Below are 12,855 nucleotides of genomic sequence, written 5' to 3'. Positions count from 1 at the left end.
AGAACGGAGGAACGCAATGAAACTGTTGACGTTTACGGCCTTGGCCATGGCAGGTGCGATTGCCGCCACAGGTGCTGCAGCCCAGGATGCCGAAGCCGGCGAGCAGCTTTACCTGCACCATTGCGCCACCTGTCATGGACTGGATGCGACTGGACACGGGCCAATGGCCGGCGTGCTGTTAATCCAACCGACCAATCTGAAGACGCTCGGTGACGCGGGCGGAAAATTTCCGACCGCGCGTGTGGTGCAGCGGATAGACGGCCGCGATCCTCTGGTCAGCCATGGCAGTCCGATGCCGGTCTACGGGCCGTATTTCGAAGGGCAGGACACCGCCATCAAGACAGATGCCGGCCAGCCGATCCTGACAAGCAAGCCGATTGCCGATCTGGTCGCGTATCTAAAGACCTTGCAAGGCAAGTGAACCTCATCTGCAGATGCCTTCCACCTTGGCACCGCTCCAAGGGATAACCACGTCGCTTTCTCGCCGGGCACCCGGCAGTTTTTCCGGGTCGAAATGCTTGGCCAGCATGTCATGCAAACGCTGGGTCCGCGGGGCGTCCGGATCCAATGCGCGGCAGCAGACATATTCCTCGACGATGGCGCCCTGCTGTTCAAACCCGTAGTCCAGAAAATCGGCCGAGTTATCCAGATCGAACAGGTAAGGATCCTTGCGGCCACCATGTTCGGCAGCCGCCCGCAAGGGGTGATAGCCGGTGGTTTTCCTGTTCTGCCATTGCCAGACATGGGTTAGTTCATGGGCAAAGATCATGGCGGCCACAAGGTTCATCTGGTCGGGGTACCGCGCCATGTAGTCGTCAAGATACCAGTCCTTGGTGAAGTATACCCGGTTGAACAGCGCGATCGCCGCCGGTTTTCCGGTTACGATCTCGTCCTTGACCGGCGGCAGGATACGCTCGCGGCAAGCCAGCCTCGGTCTGGCTTTTCGTTCGTAGGTGATGGAGGCGACCGGCGCGCCTTCGACCAGCCGAACCCGGTCAAGATCCAGCGTTTCGCCTTGAACCTTGCTTGCAAAGGCGCGCTCGTTCTCGGTCAGAGGGCGACCGCAGGACAACAGAGCAAGAAAAAGCAGGATCGAAATCAACCGGACCATGACCAAACCCTAGCCCGCTGTGGTTCGGTCGCAAGCGATTCTAGAGGCTCATCGCAAGCACCCGGCTGATTTCGGTCAACGACCTGCCGGATTGACGCATCCAGGTGTTGAAGGCGTCCTGTACCGCAGCCATCGCTTTCTTGGAGGTGGCTGGCTTGTCGATGACGCCTTCGGCGATCAAACGGGCGGTTACGTCGCGTGACAGGATAAAGCTGTCTCTTCCGGCAAAGCGCATCGCATACTGGGCTGAAGCCCCGCCCAACCGAGAACCACGTTTTGCGAGCATGTCCAAAAGTCCGACATAGTCGGTAGATGGCCAGCCGCCCAACACTTTGCCAACGCCGCCTTCCGTGCGGAGTTCCATAAGAAACGCTGCGTTGTCGCGCACGGTGGCGATCTTGGTGCCGTTGCGCACGATGCGCGTGTCCTGCAACAGCGCGTCGAATTTCTCATCATCCATGAAGGCGCAGCGCCCAACGTCGAACCCGTCAAAGGCCGCCTCGAAACCGTCCCATTTCGCCTCGATGACCTTCCAATTGAAGCCAGCCTGGAAGATGCATTTGGTGATTGTCGAAAGCCACCGATCCTCTGACAGGGCGCCCAATTCCTTGGCGGATTTGGGCTTGGACAGTTTGTCTTCAAGCGCGTGCGGTCCGCCGTGCCGGTCGGCCGCCAGCCCATAGATCTCATCGAAATGGTGCATCGCAAAGCTCCCTTCGCGCCAAATGTTGCCAATTTGTTCCGGTAAATGCAAGGGCGGCCGCCCAGTAAGGTCTGCCATTTGGGCAAAACAGTCGGAAAATCAGGATTTTGCCCCATCGTTACAAGAAATACTCGACAAACGACCCCAATTGGGTTTGTGATTGACTCGTCAATCAATGTCCGGTCCGCGAAACCTCGGGCAAGCCGCCCCATGACACGAGGGCGCGAGAGGAATCAAATGCGGTACCGAGGCCGTTTATTGGGAATGACGCGAACTGTTCGCTTTCCTTTTCCGGCCAAATTTGTGCATGTTGCGACATGGTATTGTCGTTAGACAAGTCAGCCGGCGGGCACGTTTCCGCCGGGGTGGGCAAAACAAAGAAACAGGGAGAAAATCCATGAAAAAACTGAATGTAAGCCTTCTGGCGATCATGGTCGCTGGCGCCGCGCACGCGGCTGACATGGGCGCGGTGGACGAGCCGATCAAACTGGCGATCAACGAGTGGACGGGCCAGCACGTCACCACGCATGTCGCTGCAGAGATGCTCAAGGCCGCCGGTTATCAGGTTGAATTCGTCACCGCGGGCATGTTGAACCAGTTCCAGGCGCTGGCTGACGGGGACATCGATGCCACGCTCGAGATCTGGTCGTCGAACGTGTCGGACGAATACGCCAAGAAAATTGAAGAGGGCACCGTGGTCGAAATCGGCGACCTTGGCCTCGATGCGAAGGAAGGCATCGCATATCCGGCCCATGTCGCCGACCTTTGCCCGGGCCTGCCCGCGTGGGAAGCGCTGAAGGACTGCGCACAGAATTTTGCGACGGCTGAGACCCTGCCGATGGGACGTCTGGTCGACTATCCGGCTGACTGGGGTACGCCCGGGGCAGACCGCATGGTCGGGCTTGAACTGCCGTTCAAGGCTATTCCTGCCGGGTCCGAGGGCGCGCTGATTGCCGAACTCCGCGCTTCGACAGAACGCAAGTCGCCCCTGCTGATCACCTTCTGGCAGCCGCATTGGGCCATGTCGGCCTATGATGTTAAATTCGTTGAGTTGCCGCCGGGTGAAGACGCCTGCTTCAACGATCCGGCCTGGGGGCCAAACCCCAATGCCGTCAATGACTGCGATTTCTCGCCCTCGCGCATCTTCAAAGCCGGGTGGAGCGGTCTGGCGGACAAGTGGCCTGCCGCGTATGAAATCCTGAACAACTATCAACTGGCTGTCGAAGACCAGCAGCCGATGATGGGGGCGATCGATGTCGACGGCGGCAAGGTCGAAGAGGTTGTCGCGGCCTGGATGGCGGATAACGAAGACAAGTGGCGTCCGGTCGTGGACGCGGCAACGAAGTGAGCCACCTCATTGACTGACGCGAATACGCCAGCCATTGCCTGCCAGTCTCTCTGGCAGGTTTTTGGCCAAGGCGCAGAAAAAGCCCTGACCGACGCGTTGTCTCGGTCAGGGAACGACGCCGACAAGGCCGCCGCCGATTTGCGCGAACAGGGGTTCATCCCGGCTGTTCAGGATGCAAATTTCGAAGTCCGCGATGGTGAATTGTTCGTCATCATGGGTCTGTCGGGGTCCGGCAAGTCGACCCTGATCCGTTGCATCTCGCAACTGTTGCCCGGTACGGGTGGCGAGATCCGCATCGACGGCGACAACGTGATGGGTGCCCCGAAGAAGCAGCTGACCGAACTGCGCCGCAAGAAACTGGGCATGGTGTTCCAGCATTTCGGACTGTTCCCGCACATGACGGTGGCCGAGAACGTCGCCTATCCGCTACGCGTGCAGGGTGTGGGCCGCAAGGAACGCCTGGCCCGCGCGCAGGAAGTCATTTCGCTGGTGGGGCTCGAGGGCCGCGAGGACAGCTTTCCCCGGCAACTGTCGGGCGGTCAGCGTCAGCGCGTGGGCATCGCCCGGTCTTTGGCAGTGAACCCCGACATCTGGTTCTTGGACGAGCCGTTCTCGGCCTTGGACCCGTTGATCCGGCGGCAGCTGCAGGACGAATTCCTGCGCATTCAGGCGACGCTGAAGAAATCCATCGTCTTCATCACGCATGATATTCAAGAAGCGCTAAAGCTGGCGGACCGCATCGCAATCATGCGGGACGGCAAGATTGTGCAGATCGGCACGCCGACGGATATCGTTCTGCGCCCCGTCGACGACTATGTGCGCGAGTTCTCAAAGGACGTGGCCAAGGGCCAGCACGCCAAAGTCGCCTCGGTCATGCAAGCGGGCGAGGCCGAGCGCGGTCCCGATGACCCTGGCCTGACAACAAAGATGACATTGGACGCGGCGCTGGCGCGCTGTATGGCATTGTACGAGCCCGTTCCGGTGCATGACGAAACCGGCGCGATCGTCGGCACCGTGCACCCCTCGGATCTGGCCGCAGCCCTGCAGGTGGATGACGCATGACCGTCGTCGCCGATGTTCCCAGACCCACTCGGATTCACCTGACAGCCGGAGCGCAGGCGGCCCTGATCACGCTGATCGTGGGCGCGCTGTGTCTGGCGCTTGAGCCGCACGCGCCCTGGCTCGTCAAATGGCCTGCGTCATGGGAAGTGCCAGCCACACAATGGGTGGGCGCCTTCCTCGACTGGTTTCTGAACGCGATCAAACCGGCGGCCCGGCTGTTTTCCGACCTTATGGCCTACCCGATGAACTGGGCCAATTTCGTGCTGGGCAATACGCCCTGGCCAATTCTGATCGGGCTGGTGACGGCACTCGGCTGGTATTTGGGCGGGTTGCCCATGGCGGCGCTGTGCTTTCTGGGCCTCAGCTTCGTGCTGGCCTCGGGCTATTGGGCCGAGAGCATGAACACCTTGGCGCTGGTGGCCGTATCGGTCCCGGTCGCGCTGATCGTCGGCAGTGCAATTGGCATTCTGGCCAACGAAGTGCCGCGGGTGAAATCGGCCGTTCAGGCGGTGTTGGACATCATGCAGACGGTGCCGACCTTTGCCTATCTGACACCGTTGCTCCTGCTGTTCGGTTTTGGCCCTGTGGTGGGGCTGATCGCCTCGGCCATCTATGCGGCGCCGCCGATGGCGCGAAACGTGATGCTGGGGTTGGAGCGCGTGGAGCCCGAGATCAAGGAAGCCGCCATCATGTCGGGCGGCACCCGGTTCCAGCAGCTGTTCCAGGTGGAAATCCCGGCGGCGGCGACGCAGATCATGGTGGGTGTGAACCAGTGCCTGATGGCGGCCCTGTCGATGGTGATCATCGCTGCGGTCATCGGCGGGTTCAACGACATCGGCTGGGAGGTCCTGCTGACCATGCGCAAGGCGCAGTTCGGTGAATCTCTGCTGGCCGGCATGGTGATCGTTGTCTTTGCGGTGGTGATCGACCGCATGAGCGGCACGCTCGCAACCGAGCGCAATCGCCATGACAACCGCGTCGTCTGGGCGGTTCTTGGCTTTGCGGTCCTGTTCACGCTGCTGTTCTGGGCGCGGCTGCCCAACCCGTCCGAACTGACGCTGCTGGATCCGGTCGCGGAGGCGGTGGACAGCGGCCTGACAGCCTTTACCCAGAATAACGGCCCGTGGCTGGATTCGCTCAAGAACAACTCGATGTTCTATGTCCTGCTGCCGCTGCGGATCGGTCTGGATCAGGCGGTTCTGCCCTTTACCTGGGGGTTCCAGTGGACCCCGGCCATGAGCTTTGGACTGTTCGCCGCCGGTGCGGTGATCGCCTTGCTGATGGCGTGGCGCGGGCACCTGACTGGCGGTCTGGTCACGCTGATCCTGATCGGCATGCTGGAAACCGGCATCGCGAACCTGCCATGGCCCTTCGTGCTGACCGGCGCGGCGGCGTTGGGCTGGGTGGCGGGCGGTTGGCGTCTGGCGGCGTTGTCGGTGGCGCTGCTGAGCACGATCCTGATCTCGGGCCTGTGGGAGAGAGCGCTGCTGTCGCTCTATCTCAGCGGTGCGGCGGTGTTCTTCTGCGCCGTTGTCGGCGGGCTGATCGGCCTCGCCAGCGCGGTCTGGTCGCCGGTCTGGAAGATCGTGCGCCCGATCTGCGACATGCTGCAGACGATCCCGTTGTTCGTGTTCCTGATCCCGGTGCTGATGGTGTTCCAGATCGGCGAGTTTTCGGCCTTTCTGGCGATCTGCGCCTATGCGATCGTGCCAATGATCCGCTACACCCGTCACGGTCTGGTCAACACCCCGGACGAGATGATGGAGGCCGCGATCGCCAGCGGCGCGACCGAGTGGCAGATCATGCGCGACGTGCGTGCGCCCTATGCTGCACCCACGATCCTGCTGGGGCTGAACCAGACGATCCTTTACGCCTTTGCGATGCTGGTGATCGCGGCGCTGATCGGCACGACCGGTCTGGGCCAGTCGATCTATCTGGCGCTGGGGCAGGCAGATGTTGGGCTGGGCATTTCGGCCGGGGCGGCGATGGCCATTCTGGCGCTGGTCGCCGACCGCATGGTTCAGGGATTTGCCGAGGAACGCCGCAAGGCGCTGGGCCTGTAGCCTTGGATCGGGGGCGGCGCAGCTGCCCCCGACCACACTTGATTTTGGACAAGGACCGGGGCCGTTTCCCCCGGTATCTCGGGCGCAAAACAGGCGGAGATGACCATGGCCGGTTGGGGCGCTTTTGTTGCTGCACTTCTGATCTTTGTGCTCAGTCACGCCATTCCGGCGCGTCCGGCAGTGCGCGGGCGGCTGATCGGGTTGATGGGGCGCGGGCCTTATTTCGCAGTTTATTCCGCGCTGTCGCTGGCAGTTCTGGCTTGGCTGATCGTGGCCGCGGCCAACGCGCCCTATGTCGAGGTCATCCCGCCGCTGGCGATCCTGCGCTGGGTGCCGCTGCTGGTGATGCCCGTCGTCTGCTGGCTGGCGGTGGCCGGGCTGGCGGCGACCAACCCGTTTTCCTTCGGCGGGCTGGGACGCCGCCCGTTCAACCCCGAGCAGCCCGGCATCCTGCGCACCACCCGCCACCCGATCCTGCTGGCGATGATGCTGTGGGCGCTGGCGCATCTGCTGGCCAATGGTAGCCTGGCGCATGTGGTTCTGTTCGGCCTGTTCGCGGGTTTCGCTTGGATGGGCATGGCCCTGATCGACAGGCGCAAGGCGCGCGAGATGGGGCCCGATTGGACGCGCCTGTCGCGCAACACAGCACGCCTGTCGCTGCGGCTGCCAAGCCCCTGGCCGCGGCCTTGGGTCTGGTTGGTGGCGGGGCTGGCCTATGTCGCGCTGTTGCACCTGCACGCGCCGGTGATCGGAGTGTCTCCGCTGCCTTGATGCGGGTGCTGGCAGGGGCGCCTCATGCGTGCTAATTGAAACAACAAGATGAAACCCAGAAAGGTCTGCCGATGCACTTGGCCTACGTCACCACCACCGATCGCGGCGCAACCGACCGCCTGCTGAGCGCGGTAGCCGAACGTCTGCTGGCCAAGGGCGCCCGTCTGGCCGGTGTGGTTCAGACCAACACCGAATGCGCCGACAGCAGCAAATGCGACATGGACCTGCGCGTGCTGCCGGATGGCGAAACCATCCGCATCTCGCAATCGCTGGGCAGCCAGTCGCGCGGATGCCGGTTGGACCCGGCCGCGTTGGAGCAGGCGGTGGGATATGTGACGGCGTCTTTGGCCGACCGTCCGCAACTGCTGATCGTCAACAAGTTCGGCAAGCACGAGGCCGATGGCCGCGGGTTCCGCCCCGTCATCGGCGAGGCGCTGGCGTTGGATATCCCAGTGCTGGTCGGGGTCAACGGCCTGAACCGGGACAAGTTCGTGGATTTCACCGATGGTGCGGCGCAGGCGCTTGAACCCGATCTGGACGCCATCGAGGCCTGGTTCGACAGCGTCGGCAACCTGCGGCCTGCGGCCGAATAACTGCTTTCCCGACGTAACGTCCTGAAAACCGGGCTTGTTCCCTGTCGCCCCGGCTGCAATCCTCTGCCCCGGATGGGAGGAGGATCAGCCATGTGGCAGAACTGGGCAGGCAACCAGACAAGCCAAATACGGCCCAAGCGGCCAACCACGACCGAAGACCTGCAGCAGCTGATCGCCTCGGCAGAAACCCTGCGTCCGGTCGGGGCAGGGCATTCCTTCACCCCGCTGGTTCCGGGCGCGCAACATATCATTGACCTGACCGCCTTGGACCTGCCCGCCGTAACAAGGGTCGACGACGGGCGGGCTTGGGTCAACGCCAATGCCCGGCTGCGCGATCTGTCACCGGCATTGGCCCGGCACGGCACGGCCTTCCGCAACTTGGGTGATATCAACGTGCAGACTCTGGCCGGCGCGGCGGCCACGGCGACCCATGGCACCGGGCGCACCCTGCCGTGCCTGTCTGCCGAGATCACTGCAGCCCGGCTGATCGGCGCTGACGGACAAACCCTGACCACCGACGACATTCCGCTGAACATGGTGCAGGTCTCGCTGGGTCAGCTGGGCATCCTGACCGAGGCGCAGATCAACGTCGTGCCGAAATACAACCTGCGCCGCCGCGTGCGTCTGTCAGACCTGCAGGACACACTGGAGCGCATGCACCAGCATTGGGACGAAAACAGGAATTTCGAGTTCTTCTACATCCCCTTCACCGGCAAGACCTTTGAAATCCGGCATGACATAACCGACGCGACCGAGACCCGCGCGCCGCGCGATCTGGACATGATCGCCGTCAAGGTTCTGAAGCTGGCGCGCAATGCGGGCCGGCTCAGCCCCGGTTTGCGGCGCGCCCTGCTGCGTCTGCTGACCTTGGCCCAATCCGACGAGGACTACACTGGCGAAAGCTGGCGTGTGTTGTGCAGCGACCGGCATATCCGGTTCAAGGAAATGGAATACCACCTGCCGCCGGAAAACGCCCGTGACGTGCTGTCAGAGCTGATCCGACGGTTGGAGCGTGACCACGCCGACATCTATTTCCCGATCGAGGTGCGGCAGACCGCAGGCGACGACGGCTGCCTGTCACCGTTCCGGGGTGGCCCGCGGGTATCGGTCGCCATCCACACCGATGCGAAGGAAGGCCATCTGCGCTATTTCGAGGCGATGGAGCCGCTGTTCCTGCAGGCCGGCGGCCGCCCCCATTGGGGCAAGTTGCACAGCCTGACTTATTCCGATCTGTCGCGCCTCTATCCCGATTTCGATGCATTCTGCACATTGCGTGAACGGCTGGACCCAAAGGGCAAGTTCCTGACACCCGCGCTGGCCCGGATGTTTCGCCCATGACTGCAGAGTATCTTGAACATCTCGCTCAAGCGCTGCGCGATCATGGTGTCGATCGGCCGGTTGCCGTCGTCGATCTGGACCGGGTCGATGGGAATTGCGACGCCGCCCGCGCAGGGTTGGGCCACGGCTTGCAGGCCCGGCTGGTGGCCAAATCGCTGCCGTGCCTGCCTCTGCTGGACCATATCCGCGTCCGAATTCCGACAACGGGCCTGATGAGCTTTTCCGAACCCATGCTGTCGGCCTTGCTGGCCGCCGAGCCGGACACCGATCACCTGCTGGGCAAACCGCTGCCGGTGACGGCCGCCCGGCGGATTCTTGAGACGCATCCCGACGCCGCCCAAAGGGTGCAGTGGCTGATCGACACGCCACAGCGGCTGGACGCATATCTGTCGCTTGCCGCTGACACGGGCCAAACCCTGCGCCTGTCGCTCGAGATCGACGTGGGCCTGCATCGCGGCGGGTTGACCCCCGATCAGGTCGCAGGCGTCGCGGCACGGATCGCGGATCGCGCCCATGTCACACTGTCGGGCGTGATGGGGTACGAGGTGCATCTGGCCAAACTGCCTGCGCTGCTCCGACGCCGCGCGCGGCGAGCCAGTGCGAAAGCATATGAACGGGCGGTCGCTGCACTCGGGCAGGGGGCGCAGGGGCTGTGCCTGAACACTGGTGGCAGCCTGACCTTTCAGGACCCGGCCACGCGGAGCCTGGCGACCGAGGTCGCCTTTGGGTCGGTTCTGGTGAAACCTTCGGATTTTGACCACGCATCGACGAAGGCATTTTTGCCCGCCCTGTTCCTGGCCACACCGATCCTCAAGGTCATGCCGCGCAACCCGGTGCCGGGGATCGACCTGCCCGGCCTGCGCCGGTCCAACCTCGCCATTTCCGGTGGTCACTACCTGGCCAGACCCGTCTGGCCCGACGGGTTCGGTTATTCCGGCGTGTTCGGGCGATCAAGCAATCAAGAGGTCTGGGTGGGTCCCAAAACAACCAGGGCGCAGCCCGGCGATATCGCCTTGCTGCGCCCCAGTCAGAGTGAAGCGGTTTTGAACCAGTTCGGCACGGTTCTGGCCCTGCGGCAGGGGCGCGTCGTGGCCGAATGGGCCTGCCTGCCCAACTGACGCGGGTCAGATCGCCAGATATTCCTCGCGCAGCTGGGTGTTTTCCAGCACCTCGTCGGCGGTGCCGTCAAACACGATGCAGCCGGTGTCCAGAATGATCGCCCGGTCGGCCAGTTGCAGCGCGCGCACAGCGTTCTGTTCGACGATGATGGTGGTCATGCCCTGCTGCTTGATGTGGATCAGCGTCTTTTCGATCTCGTCCACGATCACCGGGGCCAGCCCCTCGTAGGGTTCGTCCAGCAGCAGCACCTTGATGTCCCGGGCCAGCGCCCGGGCGATGGACAGCATCTGCTGTTCGCCGCCCGAAAGGGTCACGCCCTCCTGCTTGCGTCGTTCGCCCAGACGCGGGAACAGCTCGTAGATCCGTTCCAGCGACCAGCCGATCGGGGGGGCGATCTGGGCCAGCTGCAGGTTCTCCTCGACCGTCAGGCCGGGGATGATCCGCCGATCCTCGGGCACAAGACCCAATCCGGCGGCGGCGGCCTCGTGGCTGGTCATGTTGTGCAGCGGCTTGTGGTCCAGCCAGATTTCGCCGTGGCGCACTTCGGGGTCGCTGACCCGCGCGATCGAGCGCAGGGTCGAAGTCTTCCCGGCCCCGTTGCGCCCCAGCAGGGCCAGAATCTCGCCCTCGTGGACGTTGAAGCTGACGCCTTGGACGATGTAGCTTTCGCCATAATACGAATGCATGTCCCACACCGACAGAAACGCGGGCGCGGTGCTGGCCATGTTGGCGTTTTTTGAAAAGTCAGGTTTCTCGTTCATAGCTTTTCCTCACGCCGCCTCGCCCAGATAGGCCTCTCGGACCTTGGGGTTTCCGCGGATGTTTTCGGGGGTGTCTTCGACCAGCGGCGTGCCCTGCGCCAGAACGGTGATCCGCTCGGCCAGGCTGAACACCACATGCATGTCGTGCTCGATGATCGCGATGGTGATGTCGCGCTCGTCCTTGATCTGCTTCAGCAGGTCGATGGTGTTGTTGGTGTCGGCCCGTGCCATGCCGGCCGTAGGCTCGTCCAGCAGCAGCAGGCGCGGCTTCTGGCTGAGGCACATGCCGATCTCGAGCCGCCGCTTGTCGCCGCGCGACAGCGAGGCTGAATGCATGTGCCGCTTGTCGGCCATGTTCATCTCTTCCAGCATGGCCTCGGCCTGTTCCACCACCTCTTTTTCGTTGGCGATGGTCTCGTAGGCGTGCATGCGGAATGCCCCGTCGCGCATCGCGAAGATCGGGATCAGCATGTTTTCCATCACGGTCAGCTCGCCAAAGATCTCGGGTGTCTGGAACACCCGGCTGATGCCCATCTGGTTGATCTGGTACGGCTCGCGCCCCAGCACCGACTGGTTGTCGAACAAGACCGAACCGGTATCCGGGATCAGCTTGCCCACCAGGCAGTTCAGCAGGGTGGACTTGCCCGCCCCGTTGGGGCCGATGATCGCATGGACCGAGTTTTCCTCGACGCTCAGGTTCACGTCCGTCAGGGCCTTGAGGCCGCCGAAGCGCTTGCTGACATCTTTTACTTTCAGAATTGCCATTGACGCGTTTCCTTATTCTGCCGGCTCGGTTTTGCCCTCGCGGGTGTCATCCCCGCCAACGCTTTTGCGGCGGATCCAGTTCAGCAACCGCTGACCGCCCTCGACCAGTCCGCCGGGCAGGTAGATAACCACCAGCATGAACAGGATGCCCAGGGTCAGGTGCCAGCCCTTGCCGATGAACGGGTGGATGATGAATACCACCGCGTCCTCAAGCCCGTCGGGCAGGAAGGCGAACCAGCTGTGCAGCACGTTGTCGTTGATCTTCGAGAAGATGTTCTCGAAATATTTGATGAAGCCTGCACCCAGAACCGGCCCGATCAGAGTCCCGGTGCCGCCCAGGATAGTCATCAGAACGACCTCGCCCGAGGCGGTCCATTGCATCCGTTCAGCACCGGCCAGCGGGTCCATCGCGGCCATCAGTCCACCGGCCAGGCCGGCATACATGCCCGAGATCACGAAGGCTGCCAGCGTATAGGGTTTGGAGTTCAACCCGGTATAGTTCATCCGCTGCTGGTTCGACTTCACCGCCCGCAGCATCATGCCGAAGGGCGAACGGAAGATGCGGATCGCCAGGTAGAACACCACCATCATGATCACCGCGCACAGATAGTAGCCCGCGTTGAAGTCAAAGCTCCACGCGCCCACATCCATCGTGTAGGTCGCGCGCATCGGCAGTCCGAACAGATGCGGCAAATCGGGCGCATTGGCCCCCTGCAGGATCTGCGGGTCGTCGGCATAGACCTGCAGGCCGGTTTCCCCGTTGGTCAGGTTGAACTTGGGGTTCGACAGCACCGAATAGGCCAGCGCAAAGCTCATCTGCGCGAAGGCCAGCGTCAGGATCGAGAAGTAGATCCCCGACCGGCGCAGGCTGACATAGCCGATCAGCACCGAGAACAGCCCTGCGACCACGACGCTCAGCGCGATGGCCGGGATGACGTTGTAGCTGAGCAGCTTGAACATCCAGACGGCCGAGTAGGAACCCACCCCAAGAAAGGCCGCGTGGCCGAAGGACAGGTATCCGGTCAGGCCGAACAGAATGTTGAACCCGATGGCAAAGATGCCGAAGATCACGAACCGCTGCATCAGGTCCGGATAGCCCGCATTGAACTGCGCCATGGCGCTGTCAGTGGGGAAGGGGTTCAGGATGAAGGGGGCCAGCAGCGTCAGGATTGCGACGACGATCAGCAGGCTTGTGTCTTTTTTGTTCAGTCCCAGCATGGG

Annotated in this window: 13 protein-coding genes; 8 read left to right on the top strand and 5 right to left on the bottom strand. The window is 62.7% G+C overall.

Features of this window, described 5'->3' with window-relative positions; genetic code table 11:
* Positions 1-16 precede the first annotated feature (16 nt).
* The gene (locus ACR0LD_RS08465; protein WP_170340235.1) at positions 17-421 is read left to right on the top strand and encodes a c-type cytochrome; all 405 of its coding nucleotides are present in this window, start codon (positions 17-19) and stop codon (positions 419-421) included.
* Between the two features lie 3 nt (positions 422-424).
* Here the strand turns inward: ACR0LD_RS08465 and ACR0LD_RS08460 are convergent, their stop codons facing one another.
* On the bottom strand, positions 425-1,111 hold the full coding sequence (locus ACR0LD_RS08460) for a hypothetical protein (RefSeq protein WP_170340237.1): 687 nt from the start codon (positions 1,109-1,111) through the stop codon (positions 425-427).
* A 40-nt stretch (positions 1,112-1,151) separates the two neighbouring features.
* A complete protein-coding gene (locus tag ACR0LD_RS08455) occupies positions 1,152-1,814 on the bottom strand; it encodes a DNA-3-methyladenine glycosylase I (RefSeq protein ID WP_170365692.1) in 663 nt (220 codons plus the stop codon).
* A gap of 397 nt (positions 1,815-2,211) precedes the next feature.
* On the opposite strand from ACR0LD_RS08455, the gene ACR0LD_RS08450 reads away from it, so the two are divergent.
* The 7 genes from ACR0LD_RS08450 to ACR0LD_RS08420 all read left to right on the top strand — a co-directional run bounded on the left by ACR0LD_RS08450 (position 2,212) and on the right by ACR0LD_RS08420 (position 10,107).
* Positions 2,212-3,162 carry an ABC transporter substrate-binding protein gene (locus tag ACR0LD_RS08450; RefSeq protein ID WP_170340840.1) on the top strand — a complete coding sequence of 317 codons (951 nt, stop codon included), beginning with the start codon at positions 2,212-2,214 and terminating at the stop codon, positions 3,160-3,162.
* A gap of 9 nt (positions 3,163-3,171) precedes the next feature.
* The gene (locus tag ACR0LD_RS08445; protein ID WP_093964806.1) at positions 3,172-4,224 is read left to right on the top strand and encodes a quaternary amine ABC transporter ATP-binding protein; all 1,053 of its coding nucleotides are present in this window, start codon (positions 3,172-3,174) and stop codon (positions 4,222-4,224) included.
* On the top strand, positions 4,221-6,287 hold the full coding sequence (locus tag ACR0LD_RS08440) for an ABC transporter permease (protein WP_480636455.1): 2,067 nt from the start codon (positions 4,221-4,223) through the stop codon (positions 6,285-6,287). The genes ACR0LD_RS08445 and ACR0LD_RS08440 overlap by 4 nt, the downstream gene beginning before the upstream one ends.
* A gap of 105 nt (positions 6,288-6,392) precedes the next feature.
* Positions 6,393-7,058, top strand: coding sequence for an NnrU family protein (locus ACR0LD_RS08435; protein ID WP_480636453.1), 666 nt, complete (start codon positions 6,393-6,395; stop codon positions 7,056-7,058).
* A gap of 71 nt (positions 7,059-7,129) precedes the next feature.
* Positions 7,130-7,651, top strand: a complete 522-nt coding sequence (locus ACR0LD_RS08430) for a DUF2478 domain-containing protein (protein WP_170434607.1) — start codon at positions 7,130-7,132, stop codon at positions 7,649-7,651.
* Positions 7,652-7,741: 90 nt separating this feature from the next.
* Positions 7,742-8,989, top strand: a complete 1,248-nt coding sequence (locus ACR0LD_RS08425; protein WP_170441876.1) for a D-arabinono-1,4-lactone oxidase — start codon at positions 7,742-7,744, stop codon at positions 8,987-8,989.
* Entirely contained in the window at positions 8,986-10,107 is a 1,122-nt protein-coding gene (locus ACR0LD_RS08420) for an alanine racemase (protein ID WP_480636451.1), read from the top strand. Before ACR0LD_RS08425 ends, ACR0LD_RS08420 begins: the two co-directional genes overlap by 4 nt.
* 6 nt (positions 10,108-10,113) lie before the next feature.
* On the opposite strand, the gene ACR0LD_RS08415 is transcribed toward ACR0LD_RS08420, so the two are convergent.
* Genes ACR0LD_RS08415 through ACR0LD_RS08405 form a run of 3 tightly spaced genes read right to left on the bottom strand, consistent with a single transcriptional unit; the run spans position 10,114 to position 12,852 of the window.
* Positions 10,114-10,869, bottom strand: a complete 756-nt coding sequence (locus ACR0LD_RS08415; RefSeq protein WP_170434613.1) for an ABC transporter ATP-binding protein — start codon at positions 10,867-10,869, stop codon at positions 10,114-10,116.
* Positions 10,870-10,878: 9 nt separating this feature from the next.
* Positions 10,879-11,634: an ABC transporter ATP-binding protein gene (locus ACR0LD_RS08410; protein WP_093964812.1), complete on the bottom strand. Its 756-nt coding sequence runs from the start codon at positions 11,632-11,634 to the stop codon at positions 10,879-10,881.
* 12 nt (positions 11,635-11,646) lie between these two features.
* Positions 11,647-12,852: a branched-chain amino acid ABC transporter permease gene (locus ACR0LD_RS08405; protein ID WP_093964813.1), complete on the bottom strand. Its 1,206-nt coding sequence runs from the start codon at positions 12,850-12,852 to the stop codon at positions 11,647-11,649.
* Between the last annotated feature and the right edge of the window lie 3 nt (positions 12,853-12,855).

Source organism: Ruegeria sp. BF8 (genome assembly GCF_056538625.1).
This window is presented reverse-complemented; position numbering and strand designations above follow the sequence as displayed.